Below are 20057 nucleotides of genomic sequence, written 5' to 3'. Positions count from 1 at the left end.
CTCACCCCACCTCGGCGCCGGCCAGCGCGGCGCGCTGCATCGCGATCAACTGCTGGATGCCGCCGTCCGCCAGGGTCAGCAGCTGCTGCAGATCCTCGCGGCTGAAGGGCTCGCCCTCGGCCGTGCCTTGCAGCTCGACGAAGTGGCCCGCCCCGGTCATGACGACGTTCATGTCGGTCTCGCAGCCGGCATCTTCCACATAGTCCAGGTCCAGCACCGGGACCCCGCCCACGATGCCGACCGAGACGGCTGCCACCGGGTACAGGATGGGGCTGCGCTGCAGTTTGCCCTCGGCCAGCAACTGGTGCACGGCATCGTGCGCCGCCACCCAGGCGCCGGTGATGGCCGCGGTGCGAGTGCCGCCGTCGGCCTGCAGCACGTCGCAGTCCAGCGTGATGGTGCGCTCGCCCAGGACGCTCAGGTCGAAGACCGCGCGCAGCGAGCGACCGATGAGGCGCTGGATCTCCTGCGTGCGGCCGCTTTGCTTGCCGCGGGCGGCCTCGCGGTCGCTGCGGGTATGGGTGGCGCGGGGCAACATGCCGTACTCGGCCGTCACCCAGCCTTCGCCGCTGCCTTTTTTGTGCGGGGGCACGCGCTCTTCCACCGACGCCGTGCACAGCACACGGGTGCGGCCAAACTCGATGAGCACCGAGCCTTCGGCGTGGACGGTGTAGCCACGGGTGATGCGCACGGGGCGCAGTTGGTCAGGGGCGCGGCCGTCGTGGCGCCGGTGGGCGCCCGCGGCCGCTATCGGGTCGTGGGTCATGGGGGTCTTCCTGGGAGGTCAGCGCCGCCGACCGGGCCGCGCCGGCGCGGGGGCCGGGGGCGGAGGCCGGCGGGTGCGAAGGATCGCATCGTTGATCTCGGCAATGGTACGCTCGATCGCGTCGTCGTCCAGCTCGACGGCGGTCAAGCCCTCGATGCCCGGAGGGGCCGCAGCGGTCGCGGGCGCGTGGGGGGCCAGCGCAGCGGGCACGGGCTCCAGCACCTGGGTGGAGGGAAAGTCGTCGTCTGCCTGCCACTCCAGGCCCAGCAACGACACATTGTCCCCGTGCCGGCCGCCCAGGCGCACCGCCACTTCGGACAATTGGGCCACCGCATCGGCCAGCGGCTGCCCGTGCAGGCCCGCGGCCACGTCGTCGTCGTCCATCACCCCCCAAAGGCCATCGGAACACAGCAGGATGCGGTCGCCGTGCGCCAGCGGCAACGGGCCCAGCACGTCGTACAGGGGCGGTGTGTCCGACCCCAAACAGGTGAACAGGACACTGCGGTGCACGCCCGGCGGCAGTTGGGCAAACAGCTCCGGCTTGTCGTGGTAGCTGTGGTCGCGCGTGCGTTGCAGCAGCCGGCCGCCGCGCACCCAATACAGGCGCGAGTCGCCGCTGTGCAGCGCGGTGAGCTGGCGGTCCTGCACCACGGCCGCCACAGCCGTGGTGCGCGGGTGCTCGGCCAAGTCGTGCGCGCGCGCAAAAACGACGATGGCCTGACTCGCCTGCAGCACCGTGGCTTCCAGAAAGGCGCGCGGATCGGCCAGCTTGGGGCGGGCCTGATCGACAAACGCCTGCACGAAGGTGCGCACCGCAATCTCGGCCGCCCGGTCGCCGTCGGGGTGGCCGCCCATGCCGTCCGCCAACACCAACAGCACCGATTGACGGGTGTAGGTGTAGCCCAGGCGATCCTCGTTGCGCGTCCGCCCGCCGGTGTGGGTGGCCTGGTAGACGGCAAATTTCACGGCGGCTCCAGAAAGCTGGACCGCTGGCTGTGATGGCTGGCCGCCTCGGGCGCATCGTCCCTGGCCAGGCCCAGGCGCGCGCGCACGCGGTCCCACCAGCGCGGCGGCGTCGGCTCGGGCGACTCCTCGCGCGCCAGCTCGCGCTGCAGGGCAAAGACCGACTGCGGACGCTCCAGCGGATCGAGCGCCATGCACCAGCGCACCACGTCGAGCAGATTGTCGGAATACACGCCGCGCAGCCGCGCTAGCGACGCCTCCAGCCGGTCTTTGTCCTGGCGCTGGGGCGCGTCGTGGGGCGGATAGCCCTGCATGCACGAGTACATGCACGCCCCGATGGCGTAGATGTCGGTCCACGGCCCCAGGCCGGTGCTGCCGGTGCGGCGGTACATCTCCGGCGCGGCAAAACCCGGGGTGTACATGGGGCGCACGAAAGTGCCCTCGGTGTTGAGCACCTCGCGCGCGGCGCCAAAATCGATCAGCACCGCGCGGTTGTCGTCGGTGATGAAGATGTTGGCCGGCTTGATATCCAGGTGCAGCATCTTGTGCTGGTGCACGATGCGCAGCCCGCGCAGCACCTCATCGAAGAGCGAGCGGATGGTCGCCTCGCGCAGCACCTTCTTGCGTTGCCGGCTGCGCGCCGCCACGATGAACTCCTGCAGCGACGCACCCTGCAGGTAGTCCATGACCATGTAGACGGTCTCGTTTTCGCGGAAAAAGTTGAGCACGCCCACCACCGCGGGGTGGGAGATCTGCGCCAACGCCCGCCCTTCCTCGAAAAAACTGCGCAGGCCCAGCCGGTAGAGGGCCTGGTTTTCGGGCGCCACGATCGGCAATAGTTCGCCGGGCGAGCGCAGCGCAAGCGAAGCGGGCAGGTACTCCTTGATGGCGACCTCGTGCCCGATGGCGTCCAACGCCAGATAGACCAAACCAAAACCGCCGGCCGCCAGCAGGCGCACGATGCGATAGCCGCCGATCACCGTATCGGGCGGCAGAGGGGCCGGCTTGGTCTTTGACATAATCCGTGCATGAGCAAACCCTACGCCCAGGCGGCCGGCGCCGCCCTCGGGGCCGCCCTCTGCTAAAGGCCGATGTCAGTGTACAGCATGACCGGCTACGCCACGGGGCAATGCAACCCCCAGGCGGCGGCCTCCGACATCCACGCGCTCGGCACCAGTGTGCTGGGGCTGGAAATCCGCGCCGTCAACGGGCGCTTTCTGGACCTGTCGCTGCGCCTGCCCGAAGATCTGCGTGCCGCCGAGCCGGCCCTGCGCGAGCGCGTCGGCGCGCGCGTGCGCCGCGGCAAGGTGGAGCTGCGCGCTTGGATCGAGCAGCGCGACGATGGCGGCGTGCGCGTGCCGCCGGCGCCCGAACTGCAGCGCCTGCTCGGCGCGCAGGAGCAGGTGCAGGCCTGGCTGCCGCAGGCGCGCGGCCTGTCGGTCGCCGAGGTGCTGCAGCTTGCCCAGCGCGGCGCCCCGACGGCCTCCGACTGGGTGGAGCCGCTGCTGGCGCTGACCGATCGGGTGCTGGACGACTTTACCGCAGCGCGCGCGCGCGAGGGCGCGCGGCTGGTCGCCATGTTGCGCGACCGCGTGGCGCAACTGCGCGGGCTGGCGGCGCAGGCCGAGCCGCTGGTGCCGCAGATCGTGGCGCAGCAGCGCGAGCGCTTTCTGCAGCGCTTTCGTGACGCGCTCGGCGCCACCCCGGCCGACCCCGCTGCCCTGCACGAGCGCGCGCTGGCCGAGGCGACGGCATTTGCCATCCGGGTGGACGTCGCGGAGGAGCTGACGCGGCTGCAGTCGCACCTGAGCGAAATCGACCGGCTGCTACAGCGCGGCGGCGAGGTCGGCAAGCGACTGGACTTTCTGATCCAGGAGCTGCACCGCGAGGCCAACACGCTGGGCTCCAAATCGGCCAGCCTGGAACTCACGCGCCTGTCGGTGGATATGAAAGTGCTGATCGAGCAGATGCGCGAGCAGGTTCAAAACCTCGAATGATCCCCATGGAATACCCAGGCAACCTGTTCGTCGTGGCCGCCCCCAGCGGCACGGGCAAGTCCAGCCTCGTCAAAGCGCTGCTGGAGGTGGACTCGCGCATGGAGCTGTCCGTCTCCCACACCACGCGCGCGCCGCGCGGGCAGGAGGTGCACGGCCGCGAGTACTTCTTCGTCAGTGACGAGGAGTTCGACCGCATGGTCGCGGCCAACGCGTTCGTCGAGTGGGCGCGGGTGCACAGCCGCCGCTACGGCACCTCGCGCAAGGCCATCGAAGACAAGATCGCCGCCGGCGCCGACATCGTTCTGGAAATCGACTACCAAGGAGCGCTACAGATCCGGCACCAGTTTGCCAACGCGGTGCTGATCTTCATCCTGCCGCCGAGCTGGGAGGAGCTGCGCAACCGGCTGTTGCGCCGCGGGGAGGACAGCGAGGACGTCATAGAACTGCGCCTGCGCAATGCCGCCGAAGAGATGGCGCACGTCCATGAATTCGACTACGTTATAATCAACGAGGTATTCGAGCGGGCATTGTTCGACCTCAAGACGATTACCCACTCGCAGCGCCTGCGGGTCGCGGCCCAGCGCAGGGCCCGCGCCGAAGTGTTTCAGGCGCTGGGCATCCGATAACCCCCTGTTTCAACGCTTTGCCGGAGGGTTCCATGGCACGCATCACCGTCGAGGATTGCCTGGAAAAAATCCCCAACCGCTTCCAGCTCGTGCTGGTGGCCACCTACCGTGCGCGCATGCTCAACCAGGGCCACGCGCCCAAGCTGGAGACGCGCAACAAACCCGCCGTGACCGCGCTGCGCGAAATCGCCGCCGGGCTCGTCGGCCTGGAGATGCTGCGCAAGGTCCCGGTCTGAGTCGCGACCGCGGCCATGCCTCAAGGCGCCTACCCAAGGTGCCTTTTTTGTTTTTTGTTTACATTAGCAGGGTGAGTGTCGACGCCGTGAGTCCTGCCGAGGCAGCCGCCTACGGCACCCGCCCGCCTGCCCCGCCGCCCCAGGCTGCGGCCAGCGCGGCGGCGGCTAGCTTCGCCGCCCTCGAGTCGCGGCTGGACTACCTCAACGCGGCCGAAGTAGATTTGGTGCGGCAGGCCTATCGCTTCGCGGATCAGGCCCACTTGGGCCAGATGCGCAAAAACGGCGACCCCTACATCACCCACCCGATTGCAGTGGCGCAGATCTGCACGGAGTGGAAGCTGGATGCCCAGGCCCTGTGCGCCGCCCTGCTGCACGATGTGCTGGAGGACTGCGGCGTCACCAAGGCGGAGCTGACGCAGCGCTTCGGCCCTGCGGTGGCCGATCTGGTGGACGGGCTGACCAAGCTGGACAAGCTGGAGTTCGACAGCCGCGAGCAGGGGCAGGCCGAGTCCTTCCGCAAGATGCTGCTGGCCATGGCGCGCGATGTGCGGGTGATCCTGATCAAGCTCGGGGACCGGCTGCACAACATGCGCACCATGGGCGACATGCCGCGCCACAAGTGGGGCCGCATCGCGCGCGAGACGCTGGACATCTACGCCCCCATCGCGCACCGGCTGGGCCTCAACAATTTCTACCGCGAGCTGCAAGACCTGGCCTTCCGCCACCTGCACCCGTGGCGCTACCAGGCGCTGTCCAAGGCGCTGGCCCGCTCGCGTGCCCGCCGGCGCGACCTGATCGGCCGCGTACAGGGCGAGGTGGAGGCGGCCTTCGCGCACAGCGGGCTGGAGGTGCGCATCACCGGGCGCGAAAAAACGCTCTACTCCATCTACCGCAAGATGGACACCAAGCACCTGTCGTTCGCGCAGGTGACCGATATTTACGGCTTTCGCATCATCGTGCCGCAGGTGCTGGACTGCTACACCGCCATGGGGGTGCTGCACCAGCTCTACAAGCCGCTGCCGGGCAAGTTTCGCGACTACATCGCCATCCCCAAGGTCAACGGCTATCAGTCGCTGCACACCACACTGGTCGGGCCGTTCGGCACGGCCATCGAGTTCCAGCTGCGCACCGCCAACATGGACGTGGTGGCCGAATCCGGCATTGCCGCGCATTGGCTGTACAAGGCGGGGGGCGCGGCTGACGCCTCGGCGCAGGCGCTCAATGTGCAGTGGCTGCAGTCGCTGCTGGACATCCAGCAGGAGACCAAAGACTCCGGCGAGTTCTGGGACCACGTACGCATCGACCTATTCCCCGACTCGGTCTATGTGTTCACGCCCAAGAGCAAGATCATGGCGCTGCCGCGCGGTGCCACCGCGGTGGACTTTGCTTACGCCATCCACAGCGACGTGGGACACCGGGCCATCGGGGCCACGGTCAACGGCGAGCAGATTCCGCTGCGCACCGAGTTGCACAACGGCGACGTGGTCGAGATCACCACCTCGCCGCACGCACGGCCCAATCCGGCGTGGCTGGGCTTCGTTAAAACGGGGCGCGCGCGCTCCAAGATCCGACACTACCTCAAGACACTGGAGCAGGAGGAGTCGCGCGCCCTGGGCGACCGGCTGCTGCAACAGTCGGTGCGTGCCGAGGGGATGGCCAGCCTGCCCGGCGACGACGAAGCCGGCCAGGCCATCTGGGACAAGCTTCTGCGCTTCACGGGCAACCGCTCGCGCGACGAGCTGCTGATCGACATCGGCCTGGGGCGGCGCATCGCCGGCATGGTCGGCAAAAAACTCGCCGCCCTCATGGCCGAGGTTGGCGTGCGCCCCGACGTGCTGCTGATCAGCCAGGAGCGTTTCGGCACGCCGCGCGAGGACCAGCCCAGCCAGGGCGTGGTCACGCTCGATGGCAGCGAAGGTGGCTCCGTCACCTTCGCCAGTTGCTGCCGGCCGATCCCGGGGGACCGCATCGTCGGCTACCTGGGCCGGGGCGAAGGCTTGGCCGTCCACACCGAGGACTGCCCGGTCGTGCGGCGCCTGCTGCACCGCGACCGCGAGCGCTTCCTGGAAGTGGAATGGGCCGAAGAGCCGACGCGGCCGTTCGAGTCGACCATCGCCGTGACGGTCAGCAATGGCAAGGGGGTGCTGGCGCGCGTAGCCGCCGCCATCGCCGCGGCCGAGGCGGACATCACCCACATCCACATGGGCGACGAGGCCGCGCAGACGGCGACCGAGCTGCGCTTTACCGTGGCGGTGCGCGACCGCGTGCACCTGGCCCAGGTGCTGCGCCAGCTGCGACGCACACCATCGGTGGTGCGGGCCCAGCGGCTGCGCCCGGCGCGCCAGGGCGACACCGGCCATTGACGCAGCCGCCCGCGAACTAACCGCGCGCCGATCAGGCGGCGGATGGTGCGCCGGGCTCGGGGTAGCGGACCTGCAGGATCTCCAGCACCTCGACCCCGGAGGGCGTGTGCAACCGCACCTCGTCGCCCTCGCGCGCCTTCAGCAGCGCCTGCGCCACCGGCGAGATCCAACTGATCTGCCCCCGGCTGCTGTCCGCCTCGTCGATGCCCCGGATGGTGACGGTGACCTCGCTGCCATCGGGGCGCGCATAGGTCACCGTCGCGCCAAAGAACACCTGGTCCTTGCCGTGGTGCACGCTGGGGTCCACCACCTCAGCGCGCTCCAGCCGCTTGGTCAGAAAGCGGATGCGGCGGTCGATCTCGCGCAGGCGCTTCTTGCCGTACAGGTAGTCGCCGTTTTCGGAGCGGTCCCCGTTGCTCGCGGCCCACGACACCGTCTCGACCACGCGCGGGCGCTCCTCATCGATCAGGTGCATCAGCTCGCCACGCAAGCGCGCGTAGCCCTGCGGCGTCATGTAATTCTTCCCCCCGGCCGGAATGCGTTGCCCCGCCGGCAGCGCGTCATCGTCCTCGTCGTGGTCCTGCTCGCGCACGAAAGCCTTGCTCATGGGGGTGGATGGTAGCGCAGGGGGGCCTCCGGACCGTCGGCCACTCGCCTATTCGCAGCCAAGGTAAGCACAGCTTTCCTCTACGATTACCGGCTGTGACACGTGCCCCATCCACCCCGACCCCGCTGCGCATCGTCCAGAGCGACCGCATCGAGGCGCTGCTGCAGCGCGCCGTCGCCGACGCGGCGGCCGCGGCGCAGGCGCATCCCTTGCAACCGCAGCGCTGGCTGGTGGCCAGCCACGGCACGGCGCAGTGGGTGCAGCAGGCGCTGGCCCAGCGTGCCGGCGTTTGCGCGGGGCTGGAGTGCCTGCTGCCGGCGCAGTGGTTGTGGCAGATCTACCGGGCGGTGCTGGGCGAAGCCGCCGTGCCGGACGAGGCGCCGTTGGACCGCGGCCCGCTGCGCTGGCGGCTGTGGCGGCTGTTGCCGACGCTGGCGCAGTGCGCAGAGGCGGCGGTGTTGGCCCCGCTGATCCACTACCTGGGCGACGGCGACCCGTTGCGGCGCGCGCAGCTGGCGCGGCGCGTGGCGGATCTGTTCGACCAGTATCAGATTTACCGGCCCGACTGGCTGGCCGACTGGGCCGCCGGGCACGACCGCCTGCGCGACGCCGACGGCCGCGTGGCGCCGCTGCCGGAGGATGAGCGCTGGCAACCGGCGCTGTGGCGGCTGCTGCGGGCGGATGCCGAATCGCAGGGCCACCGCTGGGTGAGCCGCTGCGACATTCACGCCGCGTGGCTGCAGCGTATGCGCGCCGCGTCCGCCTGCCCGCTGCCGGCGCGCGAGCCGCCGTGGCTCGCGGTGTTTGGCGTCAGCGCCCTCACGCCCGACGTGCTGCGGGCGCTGCAGGCGGTGGCGTGCTGGCGCGACGTGGCGGTCTACGTGCTGAACCCGGCACGCACCGACTGGTTCGACCGCGAAGGGGCGCGCACCGGCCACCCGCTGCTGGCCGCCTGGGGCCGGCAGGGGCGCGAGTTCATCGCCGGTCTGCAGGCGCTGGGCGCCGAGGAGCCCCCGGCGGGCCTGGCCCCGGTATCGCTGGAGGACGCCTGGGACGAGGAGCGCGCCGACGACGCCGACCCGCCGCACCTGCTGGCGCAGCTGCAGGACGACCTGCGCCACGGCCGAGCACCGGGCGAGAAGGTCTGGCCGTCGCTGGATCCGGCGCGCGACGGCTCGCTGCGGCTGCGCGTCGCCCACACCATGCTGCGCGAGGTGGAGCTGCTGCACGACCAGGTGCTGGCCGCGCTGCAGCGCGACCCGACGCTGCAGCCGCGCGACATCGCCGTCTTCGCGCCCGACATCGCCGCCTACGCGCCGCTGGTGCACGCGGTGTGGGGCAGCCTGCCGCCGGACGATGCGCGCCGCATCCCGTACCAGCTGGCCGACGTGGAGGACGACACCACCGCGCGCCTGCGCGAGCTGCTGCGCGCGCTGCTGCGCCCGGAGGCGCTGCGCCTGACCGGCAGCGATGCGCTGGACTGGCTGGACGTGCCGGCGGTGGCGCGCGCCATCGGCCTGGCGGCGGACGAGCTCGACACCCTGCGCGCGTGGCGGCGCGAGGCCGCGATCCGCTGGGGCCTGGACGGCGTGCACCGCCAGCGCCTGGGGCTGGCCGCGGGCGGCGCCGCGCTGGCCGAGCGCTACACCTGGCGCGAGGGGCTGCAGCGCCTGTGGCTCGGCGCCATGCTCGGCGCCGAGGACGAGCCGTGGCAGGACCGCCTGCTGCCGGCGCGCGGCGTGGCGGTGCTGCAGGGCGAGCTGCTGCACCGGCTGCAGACCTTCATCGACGCGGTGGCGACGTGGACGCATCGCCTGGCCGAGCCGACGGACGCCACCGCGTGGGCCGATCGGCTGCACGCGCTGCTGGCGCAGTTCCTGCAGCCCGCGGCGGACGACGTGGAGGGGACGCTGGCGGTGGCGCGGCTGCGCGCCGCGGCCGATCGCTGGGCGCGGCAGGCCGAGCAGGCCGGCACGGAGCCGATCCCGGCCGCCGTGGTGGCCGACACGTGGCTGGCGCTGGCTGGTGGCGGCGGCGCGCCGGCCCGCTTCCTCGGCGGCGGGGTGACGTTTGCGACGCTGCTGCCGATGCGCGCGGTGCCGTTTCGCCGCATTTACCTGCTCGGCCTGCACGACGGCAACTTCCCGCGCCGGCCGCAGGGCGACACGCACGACCTGATGGCCGCCGCGCCGCGCCCGGGCGACCGCCTGCGCCGGCATGAGGACCTCTACCTGCTGCTGGAGGCGGTGCTGTCGGCGCGCGACCACCTGGGCGTCTCGTGGCTGGGCCGCCACCCGGTGGACGACACCGAGCGCCAGCCGGCGCTGCCGGTGGCCCAGCTGCGCCACCACCTGAACCGCCAGTGGCGGCTGGCGCCGGGCCTGCAAGGCGACGTGGCCGCGGCGCTGACGCGCGCGCACCCGCTGCATCCGTTCGACCCCGCCAACTTCAGCCCGGCGCCGGCGGCCAATGGCGCCGCCCCGCCGCTGACCGGCGCGTTCAGCTACGCGCGGGAGTGGCTCGCAACGGGAGGCGCCGCCACGGACACGCCCACCCCGCGCCCCGCGCCGGCCATCCGGTCGCGCCCAGCCGAGCCGATCCCGGTGACGGTGGCGGCGCTGGCCGAGCTGCTGCAGGACCCCGCGCGCGCCTACGCACGCCAGCGCCTGGGGCTGGCGCCGCCACGCGACGACGAGGCCGACGACGACGCCGAGCCGTTCGCGCCCGACGGCCTGCAGCAGTGGCGCACCCGGCTGGCGTGGGTGGACGCTGCGGTGGACGCGGCGCTGGCCGGCGCCGACGAGGCCGACGCGCAGGCCGCCGCCCGGCGCGCCCGCCGCCACGCCGAGCTGGCCGGCGACTGGCCCGCCGGCGCTGCCGGGGCGTGGCTTGCGCGCGATTGGGACGAGGCGATCCGCCGCGTCTGGCAGCACGCCCGGGAGCTGGCCGCGCGCCACCCCCTCCCGGTGGCCGAGCGGGCGCGGCTGGAGACGACGCTGGCGCTGCCGGACGGCCCGACGCTTGCGATCCGCGACGTGCTGCCGGCGCTGCGGCGCGGCGACGACGGCGCGCTGGCGCGGCTGGTGACGCTCGGCAGCGCCCTCGTCGAAGGCAAGAAGCTCGACGCCAAGACCTACGCCCTGCACCGGCTGCTGCGCCCCTGGGTCGAGCACGTCGCGCTCAACGTCGCGCTCGGGCCCGTGACGAGCTGGATCGCCACCCCCCTGGGCGTCGGGCGGATGCAACCGCTGCAGCCGCAGACCGCCACCGCCGCCTGGACGACGCTGGGGCAGGCGTGGCACGCCGGCCTGCAGGGCCAGGCGCCGCTGCCGCTGCCGCGCCGCGCCGCTGCGGCGTATTGGGGCAAGTTGCGTGGCAAGGACGCCGACCCTGCGGCGGCGTGGGAGGCCGCCCGCAAGGCCTACGAGGACGAGCACGGCCTGGCCGAGGAGCCGCTGTGGCGGCGCCATTACCCGACGTTCGAAGCGCTGGCCGGCCCGCGCGAGGCGCACACGGACGGGCCGTTCGCCCGCTGGACGCAGGCGCTGCTCGCGCCGCTGCACGCGCATCTGGCCAGCGGCCACGGCGACCGCGAAAACTCCGCCGAGGAGACCGCCGCATGAGCGCCGACCTGCCTCAACTGGACCCGCTGACCCTGCCGCTGGATGGCAGCCAGCTGATCGAGGCCAGCGCCGGCAGCGGCAAGACCTGGACCATGGCGCTGCTGGCGGTGCGGCTGGTGCTGGGCACACCGCCCGGCGAGGCCGGGCTGCCGCCGCTGTCGCCGCGGCAGATCCTGGTCGTGACGTTCACCGACGCCGCCACGCAGGAGCTGCGCAGCCGCATCCAGGCGCGCCTGCTGCAGGCCGCCGCGGTCTTCGGCGGCGAGGCGCTCGACCCGGCCGATGCGGCGGTGCAGCGGCTGCTGGCGCTGCGCGAGCGTTACCCGCAAACCCAATGGCCCGCGCTGGCGCGCCGCCTGACCGAGGCCGCCGACGCGCTGGACGAGGCGCCGATCAGCACCCTGCACGGCTGGTGCCAGCGCGTCCTGCGCGAGCAGGCGCTGCTCAGCGGCGAGCCCTTCCAGCCGCGCATCCTGCAGGACACCGCCGCGCTGCGCCTGGAGGCGGTGCGCGACTGGTGGCGGCTGCACGTGCTGCCGCTGGACGAGGCCGACGCCGCGGCGGTGCTGGACGTCTGGGGGTCGCCGGACGGGCTGGACAAGGCCATCAAGGATCTGCTCGAGCACGCCGAACGGTGGGCGGCGCAGGATCCGGGCCTGTCCACGCGCAGCCTGCCCGAGGCGCTGCGGCAGGCCGAGACCACGCGCGCGCAGGCGCTGGCGGCGCTGAAAGCCCCGTGGCCAGCGTGGATCGACGAGGCCGAAAAGGTGCTCGGTCAACACGGCCTGCTGAAGCACATCAGCACACCGCACTGGGTGAAGACATGGTTGGCCGACTTGCGGGCCTGGGCCGCTGACCCGCTCGATGCGCAATGCCCTCTGACGGAGAAGGCCACCGCCAAGTTCACGCTCGAGCACCTGCGCATCAAGGCCGCCCCCCTCCCCCCCGAGGTCGAGGCGCTGCCGCTGCTGCGCGAGCTGCCTGAACTGGAGGCGCGCCTAGCCGCCCTGCCCGGCCCGCGCGGGGCGCTGACGCGCCACGCCGCCGTGTGGGTGGCGCAGCGCATGCGCGCGCAGCTGCGCGCCGCCGAGCAGCTCACCTTCGACGAGATGCTGCGCCGCGTGGACGAGGCGCTGGCCGGCCCGCAGGGCGCAGCGCTCGCCCAGCGCCTGCGCCAGCAGCAGCCGGTGGCGCTGGTCGACGAGTTCCAGGACACCGACCCGCGCCAGTGGCGCATCCTGCAGGCCATCTACCGGCCCGAGCAGCCGCACCCCGGCACCGCGCTGCTGCTGATCGGCGACCCCAAGCAGGCCATCTACGCCTTCCGCCACGCCGACATCCACAGCTACCTGCAGGCGCGCGCCGCCTGCGCCGGGCGCATCTGGTCGCTGGCGGTCAACCACCGCAGCAGCACGGCGATGGTGCAGGCCGTCAACGCCCTGTTCGGCCACGCGGAGCGCACGCTGCCGGACGGGGCGTTTGGCTTGGCGCGCGACGGCGTGCAGCCGGTGCCGTTCCTGCCGGCGCGGCCGGCCGGCCAGGCCGAGCGCTGGCGCGACGACGACGCCGCAAGCGGCGCGGCGCTCACCTTCGCGCTGTGGCGGCCGGAGACGGACAGGCTCACGCGCGACGACGTGCGGGAGCGGCTCGCCGCCGCCTGCGCGGCCACCGTGGCGCGGTGGCTGGCAGGCTCGGCGGCGGGGCGCTGCGGCTTCGAGCGCGACGGGCGGCTGCGCCCGCTGCAGCCGCAGGATCTGGCCATCCTCGTCAACGACGGCCAGGAGGCGCAGGCGGTGGCGCGCGCGCTGCGCCGGCATGGACTGGCCAGCGCCTACCGCTCCGAGCGCGCCTCGGTGTGGGACGGCCCCGAGGCCGACGACCTGCAGGCGTGGCTGCACGCCTGCGCCCACCCGCACGACCGCGACGCCCTCGCCCACGCGCTGCTGACGCCCGCCCTGGGGCTGGACGCGGCGGCGCTCGCCGCGCTGCTGCGCGACGAGGACGCCTGGGACACGACGCTGGAGCATTTTGCGCACTACCACGCGCTGTGGCAGCGCCACGGCGTGCTGGCCGCGGTGCGCGCGCTGATGCACGACTTCGGCGTCGCGGCGCGGCTGCTGGCCCGCCCCGCCGACCACCCGAGCCCCGGCGCGCGGGCGCTGGCGGACCTGCTGCACATGGCCGAATGGCTGCAACAGGCCGCACGCCAGAGAGGCCGCGGCGGGGTGGAGGCGACGCTGGCGCTGCTGCGCCTGGCGCGGCAGGAGGGTGCCGCCCCCTCCCCCGCCGGCGACGACCCGACGCTGACCGGCGTGGAGCGCCGGCTCGACGGCACGCCGCAGGCCATCCCCGTCATCACCGTGCACAAGGCCAAGGGGCTGCAGTTTCCGATCGTTCTGCTGCCGTTTGCGGGCCGCGCGCGCCCGCTGGACGACAAATACAACCGTCCACGGGTGCTGCGCTGGCACGACGACGCGGGCCACGCGCACGTCACGCTGCCGGACGAGGGCGAGGCGTGGCGGCAGGCGCTCGAGCGCGCCGAGCGCGAACGCCTGCTGGAAGACACGCGCAAGCTCTACGTGGCGCTGACGCGCGCGGTGCACCTGACCTGGGTCGGCGTGGCGCTGGAGCCGGGTCTCGCATCCAGCGCGCTGGCGCGGCTGCTCGGGCTGCAGGGGGCGGACGCCGCCACGCTGGCCGAGCAGACTCCAACGCGGCTGGACGAGGTGGCGGCGGCCAGCGGCGGCACCATCGCTTGCACCGGGCTGGCCGACGACAAGACCGCCCCTACCGCCCGGGCCAGCACCCCAGCCGTGATGCCTACACGCCCCGCCGCCTGGGCGCACGTGGCGCGCCCGCGCAGGGGCCCGAGCTGGTGGATCGCCAGCTACAGCGCGCTGGCGCGCGCCGCCCACGAGGCGCCGGCTGGCGCCGACGCCGCCACCGAGGCGCACGTCGGCGACGACGACCCCGGCGCATCCGCCCCCGACGCCACCGGGCTCCGCGACGAGGCCCCCGCCACCGCGCCGTGGCACCGCTGGCCACGCGGCGCGCAGCCCGGCGTGGCGCTGCACGCGCTGCTGGAAACCTGCCAGCGCCACAGCTGGCCAGCGGGCGCCCCGGATGCCCTGCAGCCGCTGGCGCAGCGCACGCTGCAGGGGCTCGGCTGGGCGCCCGAGCGCCTGCCGGCCGACGCCGGGGACCTGGCGCGCTGGGCGCATGCGATCGGCGACGCCGCGCTGCCCTTGCCCGGCAGCGCGGGCGTGCGGCTGCGCGACCTCACGCACGCCGAGCCGGAGGTACCGTTTTGGCTGCGCATCGACGCCGCCGCCGAGGCGCGCGCGCTCGACCGCCTGCTGCTCGCCCACGTCGCGCCAGGCCAGCCACGCCCGGCGCTCGCCGCCGTCACGCTGCACGGGATGCTGAAAGGTTTCATGGACCTGGTCTTCGAACACGACGGGCGCTACTGGGTGCTGGACCACAAGTCCAACGCGCTGGGGCCGGACGACGCCGCCTACCACGCCGCGGCGGTGCAGGCCGAGGTGCTGCGCCAGCGCTACGATGCGCAGTCGGCGCTGTACCTGCTGGCGCTGCACCGCTGGCTGGCGCAGCGGCTAGGGCCGCGCTACGACCCGGCGCGCCACCTCGGCGGCGCGCTGTGCGTGTTCTGGCGCGGTGTGGCCGCCCCCGGCGCGGGCCTGTGGCACCTGACGCAGCCATGGCCGCTGCTGCAGGAGCTGGAGGGGCTCTTCACCGGCGCGGAGGTGACGGCATGACCGCGCCCCGCCCCGAGCTGGAAGCCTGGCTGCAGCGCGGCCTGCAGGCCGGCGAGCTGCGCCCGGCGGACACGACGCTGGCGTGCCAGGCCGCCGCGCTGTGCCCGCAGGCGAACCTGGAGGCCCTGCTGGCCACCGCGCTGCTGATGCGCCGCGCCGCCGACGGCCACGTCGCCTGGCGCTGGGCCGAAGCCCGTCCGGACGACGCCCGCGGCCCCTGCGCGCGCTGGCTGCTGCAGCGCCTGCACGCCGACGGGCCGGCGGCGCTGAGCGGCCCCGGCTGGGTCGGCGCGGGCGCGCCGCTGACGCCGGTGGTCGCCGCCGGCGGCGTGCTCTACCTGGGCCGCCACTTCCGCCGCGAGCGGGAAGTGGCGCAGGCGTTGGCGCAGCGGCTGACCGCTGCCGACGCCCCTGCCCCCGACGCCGTGCGGCCGTGGATCGAGGCGCTGTTCGGCCCGCCGTCCCCCGAGCCGGATGCGCAGCGGCTGGCCTGCGCGCTGGCGCTGCGACAGCGGCTGGCGGTCATCACCGGCGGCCCCGGCACCGGCAAAACCCACACCGTCGCGCGGCTGCTGGCGCTGCTGCAGGGGCTGGCGCTGCAGGGCGGCGGCGCGCCGCTGGCCGTGGGCCTGGCGGCCCCCACCGGCAAGGCCGCCGCGCGCCTGAGCACTGCACTGACCGACGCGTGGCGGAAGCTTGCCACTTGGGCGCTGCCGCTGCCGTGGGCGGTGCTGCAGCCGCACCTGCCGCACCGCGCCGTCACCGTGCACGCGCTGCTGGGCCAGCGGCCCGACGGCACCGGCGCGCGCCACGACGAGCGCCAGCCGCTGCCGCTGGACGCGCTGGTGGTCGATGAGGCGTCGATGGTCGATCTGGAGCTGCTGCACGCGCTGCTGCGGGCGCTGCCTCCGCAGGCGCGGCTGATCCTGCTCGGCGACCGCGACCAGCTCGCCTCGGTGCAGGCCGGCGCGGTGCTGGCGGAGCTGTGCGCGCATGCGCGCGAGGGCCGCTGGCAGCGGGAGACCGCCGCGTGGCTCACCGCCGCCACCGGGCAGGCACCGCCGGCGGCGTGGATCGACGCCGACGGCGACGCGCTGGACCAGGCGGTGGCGATGCTGCGGCTCAGCCGCCGCTTCGACGCCGGCGGCGCCATCGGCCGCTGGGCCGCCGCGGTGCGCGACGGCGACGAGGACACCGCGCTGGCGCTGCTGCGCGACCCGGGCGAGGGCGTCAGCGTCCACCTCGGCACGCAGGCCGCCGACGGCTGGCTGCCGACCTGGCGCGCGGCGGTGGCGCCGTGGCTGCAGGCGGCGGCGCCACCGCCGGCGGACGGCGACCCCGACGCCTGGGCCGCCGGCCTGCTGCAGGGCCAGGCGCGGCTGCAGGTCCTGGCCGCGCTGCGGCGCGGGCCGTGGGGCGTGGAGGGGCTGGACGCGCGCCTGCAGGCCGAGGCCGCGCGGCTGGCCCCGCACGCCCCCACAGGCCCCTATGGCCGCAGCGGCCAGCCGTGGCTGGTCACGCGCAACCAGCCGCGCCTGGGCGTGATGAACGGCGACCTGGGCCTGCTGCTGGCGCGGCCGCACGCCGACGGCACGCGGCGCTGGCGCCTGGCGCTGCCGGCGCCGCAGCGGCCGGGCAGCGTGCAGTGGGTTGCCGCCGGGCAGCTCGCCGACACCGCCAGCGCCTGGGCGCTGACGGTGCACAAGTCGCAGGGCAGCGAGTTCCACCACGTGGTGCTGGTGCTGCCGCCCGACGCCGACAGCCCGATCCTGACGCGCGAGCTGCTCTACACGGGCCTCACGCGCGCGCGCGAGCGGCTCACGCTCGTGCTGCCGGGCGGCGCGGCCACGCTGCGCGCGGCGCTGCGGCGGCGCACCGAACGCGACAGCGCCCTGCGCGACGCGCTGCGGCAGGCGCTACCATAGGCGCCCGTCCCACAGCGAACGGTCGTTCGTTCGACCGCCACTCCATGACCTACTGCGTCGCCGTCAAACTCAAGGCTGGCATGGTGTTCCTGTCCGACTCGCGCACCAACGCCGGGCTGGACCAGATCAGCACGTTTCGCAAGATGATCGTCTACGAGAAGTCGGGCGACCGCTTCATGTGCCTATTGTCGGCGGGCAACCTCAGCATCTCGCAGTCGATCCGCGAAATCCTGCAGACCGAGCAACTGAAAGACCCCGACGGCGGCGAGCCGATCACCATCTGGAACGCGCGCAGCATGTTCGACGCCGCGCGCGTGCTGGGCTCGGCCGTGCGCCACGTCTACCAGCGCGACGGCGAGGCCCTGCGCCGCTCCGGCATCGAATTCAACGCCAGCCTGATCTTTGGCGGACAAATCCGCGGCGAAGGCATGCGGCTGTTTCAGGTCTACTCCCCCGGCAATTTCATCGAGGCCACCGCCGAAACCCCGTTTTTCCAGATCGGCGAGAGCAAGTACGGCAAACCCGTGCTCGACCGCGTCATCACCCCCGACACGCCGCTGGAAGAGGCCACCAAGTGCCTGCTGATCTCCATGGACTCCACGCTCAAGTCCAACTTGTCGGTGGGGCTGCCGCTGGACCTCGCGGTCTATGAGGCCGACCGCTGCACCAGCGACCGGGTGGTGTGCATCGACGAGCACAACGCCTACTTTCACAGGCTGCGCAGCACCTGGGGGCGCAAGCTGCGCGAGGCCTTCGACCAGATCGAAGCCCCCGACTGGGACCCGGCCGGCCCGCTGGCTGCCCCGGGCGGGCACCACGCCGCGCTGCGCAAGATCACGGACCCCAAGGACAGGCTGATCTGACCCCATGAGCGCCGCATCCTCCCGCCCCTGCATCGTCTTTTCGCACGGCAACAGCTTCCCCGCCGGCACCTACAGCGTCGTGTTTCAGGCCCTGCGCGAGCGGGGCTACCGCGTCACCGCGGTGGAGCGCTACGGCCACGATCCGCGCTACCCCGTCACCAGCAACTGGCCGCACCTAGTGCAGCAGCTCGCGGACTTCGCCGAGGCGCAGGTCGGCCTCGGCGACACGCCGCTGTTCCTCGTCGGCCACTCGCTCGGGGGGTTTCTGAGTCTGATGTGCGCTGCCCGCCACCCCGTGCTGGCCGGTCAGCCGGTGCGCGGCGTGGTGATGCTCGACTCCCCCGTCCTGGGGGGCTGGAAGGCGCGTGCCCTAGCCGCGGCCAAACACACCCGCCTGATCGGCGCCGTCTCACCGGGTCAGGTCAGCCGCAAGCGCCGCAACCGCTGGGCCAACGCCCAGGAGGCGCTGGAGCACTTTCGCCACAAGCGCGCCTTCGCCCGCTGGGACCCGCGCGTGCTGGCCGACTACATCGCCCACGGCACGCACGATGAGCACACGCCGGAGGGCACGCAGCGCGTACTGACTTTCGACCGCGACACCGAGACCGCCATTTACAACACGCTGCCGCACCACCTGGACCGGCTGCTGCGCCGCCACCCGCTGTCCTGCCCGGTAGCCTTCGTCGGGGGTACGCAGTCCGAAGAAATGCGCCGCGTGGGCCTGACGATGACGCACAAGCTGTGCGGGCGCGATCCATCCGAGCGGCTGCAGTTCATCGACGGCACGCACTTGTTCCCCATGGAGCACCCGGAAGCCACGGCCGCGGCCATCGACCGCGCGCTGCGGCACTTCATGGCGCCCGTCACGGCGTCCAGTTGACCCAACCGAACGCGCCGCTGGCCAAAATCAGCACGCCAAAGGCGATGCGATACCACGCAAACGGCACGAAGGTGTGGGTGGCCACATAGCGCAGCAGCCAGCGCACGCACACCCACGCCGACACGAAGGACGCCACCAGCCCCACCGCGAACAACGGCAGGTCCTCCACCGCCAGCAGATCGCGGTGTTTGTACAGATCGTAGCCGGCCGCGCCAAAGATGACCGGAATGGCGAGGAAGAAGCTGAACTCGGTCGCCGCGCGCCGCGACAGGCCGAGCGCCATGCCGCCGATGATGGTCGCCCCCGACCGGCTGACCCCCGGCACCAGGGCCGCGCACTGGATCAACCCCACCGCCAGCGCATCGCGCCAGCCCAAATCGTCCACGGTCGCCACCCGCGCCGCGGGCTGGCGGGCCTGGACGGCCTCCACCCACAACATGATCAGCCCGCCGACGATGAAGCCGGCCGCCACCACCCAGGCATTGAAGAGCACGGCCTTGATCGGCCCGATGAACCAAAACCCCGCCAGCGCCGCCGGCAAAAACCCGAGCAGCACATTGACCGTGAAGCGCTGCGCCTGCGCCTCGCGCGGCAGTTCGCGCAGGGTGCCGATCAGCCGCTGCCAATACAGACCCACGATGGCCAGAATGGCCCCGGTCTGGATGACCACCTCGAACACCTTGATCGTCTCCCCCGTCAACCGCAGCAAGGCGGCGGCGAGGATCAGGTGACCGGTGGACGAAACGGGCAAAAACTCGGTCAGACCCTCGACCACACCCATGAGGGCGGCCTTGAGCAGCAGGGTGACATCCATGGACAGACGCGGGAGTGGGCAAAGCAGCGAGTGTAGCGGCCCGCCGCACGTCGCCCCCGAGCCTTAGCGTCGGTCGCGCCAGTCGTCGTGGCAGTGCCAGCCGTCGTCGCGCCAGCCGCGCCGGTCGTCCCAACCGGGGCGCCCCTCCCATCCGCGGGGGCGCCAATGGCGGTGCTTGCGGTGCTCCGGAGGCATCGCATAGCCGTAGGCGGGGGCCACCACGGCCACCGGCGGCGACACCACCACCGGGGGCACCATCACCACACGGGGCGCCGGCGCGATCACCACCGGCGGGGTGTTGCCCACCCCAACGGTCACGCCCGGCTGGTGGACGCCGATCGACCAGTAGACATTGCCGGCATGCGCCGCGCCGGCCAGCACCAACGCCGCGGCAGCCAGGCCCCGGGCCAGCGACACGGGGCGAAACAGAGTCAGAGGGTTCACGGTTCGCGCTCCTGCACAACGTTACTGCCATTGAACCACCGCCGTCACGCATGGCCGGTTGCCGTTTTGTGACGGCTGTAAACAGACGTAACGGACCGGCGCAGCGGGCCCGACATGCCCCCAACACCCCGGCCCCTACAATCCCGGGCTCATGAGCCCGGGATTGTAGGGGCC

Annotated in this window: 15 protein-coding genes; 9 read left to right on the top strand and 6 right to left on the bottom strand. The window is 72.8% G+C overall.

What is annotated here, in order from left to right; translation table 11 throughout:
• Position 1 precedes the first annotated feature (1 nt).
• From rph to V7026_RS04960, 3 genes are read right to left on the bottom strand one after another with little or no spacing between them, the layout of a single operon-like run.
• Positions 2-766 (bottom strand): ribonuclease PH, encoded by a 765-nt coding sequence (gene rph / locus V7026_RS04970; protein ID WP_334154178.1) that lies wholly within the window; start codon positions 764-766, stop codon positions 2-4.
• Between the two features lie 18 nt (positions 767-784).
• Positions 785-1732 carry a PP2C family protein-serine/threonine phosphatase gene (locus tag V7026_RS04965; protein ID WP_334154177.1) on the bottom strand — a complete coding sequence of 316 codons (948 nt, stop codon included), beginning with the start codon at positions 1730-1732 and terminating at the stop codon, positions 785-787.
• Positions 1729-2748: a serine/threonine-protein kinase gene (locus V7026_RS04960; RefSeq protein WP_334154176.1), complete on the bottom strand. Its 1020-nt coding sequence runs from the start codon at positions 2746-2748 to the stop codon at positions 1729-1731. Before V7026_RS04960 ends, V7026_RS04965 begins: the two co-directional genes overlap by 4 nt.
• A gap of 72 nt (positions 2749-2820) precedes the next feature.
• On the opposite strand from V7026_RS04960, the gene V7026_RS04955 reads away from it, so the two are divergent.
• The 4 genes from V7026_RS04955 to V7026_RS04940 all read left to right on the top strand — a co-directional run bounded on the left by V7026_RS04955 (position 2821) and on the right by V7026_RS04940 (position 6951).
• Complete coding sequence (locus tag V7026_RS04955) at positions 2821-3726, top strand: YicC/YloC family endoribonuclease (RefSeq protein WP_334154174.1); 906 nt, start codon at positions 2821-2823, stop codon at positions 3724-3726.
• 5 nt (positions 3727-3731) lie between these two features.
• The gene (gene gmk, locus V7026_RS04950) at positions 3732-4352 is read left to right on the top strand and encodes a guanylate kinase (RefSeq protein ID WP_334154173.1); all 621 of its coding nucleotides are present in this window, start codon (positions 3732-3734) and stop codon (positions 4350-4352) included.
• Between the two features lie 32 nt (positions 4353-4384).
• On the top strand, positions 4385-4588 hold the full coding sequence (gene rpoZ / locus V7026_RS04945) for a DNA-directed RNA polymerase subunit omega (protein WP_334154171.1): 204 nt from the start codon (positions 4385-4387) through the stop codon (positions 4586-4588).
• A gap of 86 nt (positions 4589-4674) precedes the next feature.
• Positions 4675-6951: a RelA/SpoT family protein gene (locus V7026_RS04940; protein WP_334154170.1), complete on the top strand. Its 2277-nt coding sequence runs from the start codon at positions 4675-4677 to the stop codon at positions 6949-6951.
• 31 nt (positions 6952-6982) lie between these two features.
• On the opposite strand, the gene greB is transcribed toward V7026_RS04940, so the two are convergent.
• Complete coding sequence (greB, locus tag V7026_RS04935) at positions 6983-7558, bottom strand: transcription elongation factor GreB (RefSeq protein ID WP_334154169.1); 576 nt, start codon at positions 7556-7558, stop codon at positions 6983-6985.
• A gap of 95 nt (positions 7559-7653) precedes the next feature.
• Here greB and recC point away from each other — a divergent pair, with 95 nt between their 5' ends.
• From recC to V7026_RS04910, 5 genes are read left to right on the top strand one after another with little or no spacing between them, the layout of a single operon-like run.
• The gene (gene recC, locus V7026_RS04930) at positions 7654-11181 is read left to right on the top strand and encodes an exodeoxyribonuclease V subunit gamma (protein WP_334154168.1); all 3528 of its coding nucleotides are present in this window, start codon (positions 7654-7656) and stop codon (positions 11179-11181) included.
• Positions 11178-14957 carry an exodeoxyribonuclease V subunit beta gene (gene recB / locus V7026_RS04925; RefSeq protein WP_334154167.1) on the top strand — a complete coding sequence of 1260 codons (3780 nt, stop codon included), beginning with the start codon at positions 11178-11180 and terminating at the stop codon, positions 14955-14957. Before recC ends, recB begins: the two co-directional genes overlap by 4 nt.
• Positions 14954-16882: an exodeoxyribonuclease V subunit alpha gene (recD, locus tag V7026_RS04920; protein WP_334154166.1), complete on the top strand. Its 1929-nt coding sequence runs from the start codon at positions 14954-14956 to the stop codon at positions 16880-16882. The genes recB and recD overlap by 4 nt, the downstream gene beginning before the upstream one ends.
• Positions 16883-16926: 44 nt before the next feature.
• On the top strand, positions 16927-17745 hold the full coding sequence (locus V7026_RS04915; RefSeq protein ID WP_334154165.1) for a proteasome-type protease: 819 nt from the start codon (positions 16927-16929) through the stop codon (positions 17743-17745).
• A gap of 4 nt (positions 17746-17749) precedes the next feature.
• Positions 17750-18625 carry an alpha/beta hydrolase gene (locus V7026_RS04910; protein ID WP_334154164.1) on the top strand — a complete coding sequence of 292 codons (876 nt, stop codon included), beginning with the start codon at positions 17750-17752 and terminating at the stop codon, positions 18623-18625.
• On the opposite strand, the gene V7026_RS04905 is transcribed toward V7026_RS04910, so the two are convergent.
• Positions 18609-19439, bottom strand: a complete 831-nt coding sequence (locus tag V7026_RS04905) for an undecaprenyl-diphosphate phosphatase (protein WP_334154162.1) — start codon at positions 19437-19439, stop codon at positions 18609-18611. The genes V7026_RS04910 and V7026_RS04905 overlap by 17 nt on opposite strands.
• A 63-nt stretch (positions 19440-19502) precedes the next feature.
• The gene (locus V7026_RS04900) at positions 19503-19883 is read right to left on the bottom strand and encodes a hypothetical protein (protein WP_334154161.1); all 381 of its coding nucleotides are present in this window, start codon (positions 19881-19883) and stop codon (positions 19503-19505) included.
• Positions 19884-20057 lie beyond the last annotated feature (174 nt).

It is taken from the genome of Tepidimonas sp. (assembly GCF_036825565.1).
GTDB lineage: Bacteria > Pseudomonadota > Gammaproteobacteria > Burkholderiales > Burkholderiaceae_C > Tepidimonas.
This window is presented reverse-complemented; position numbering and strand designations above follow the sequence as displayed.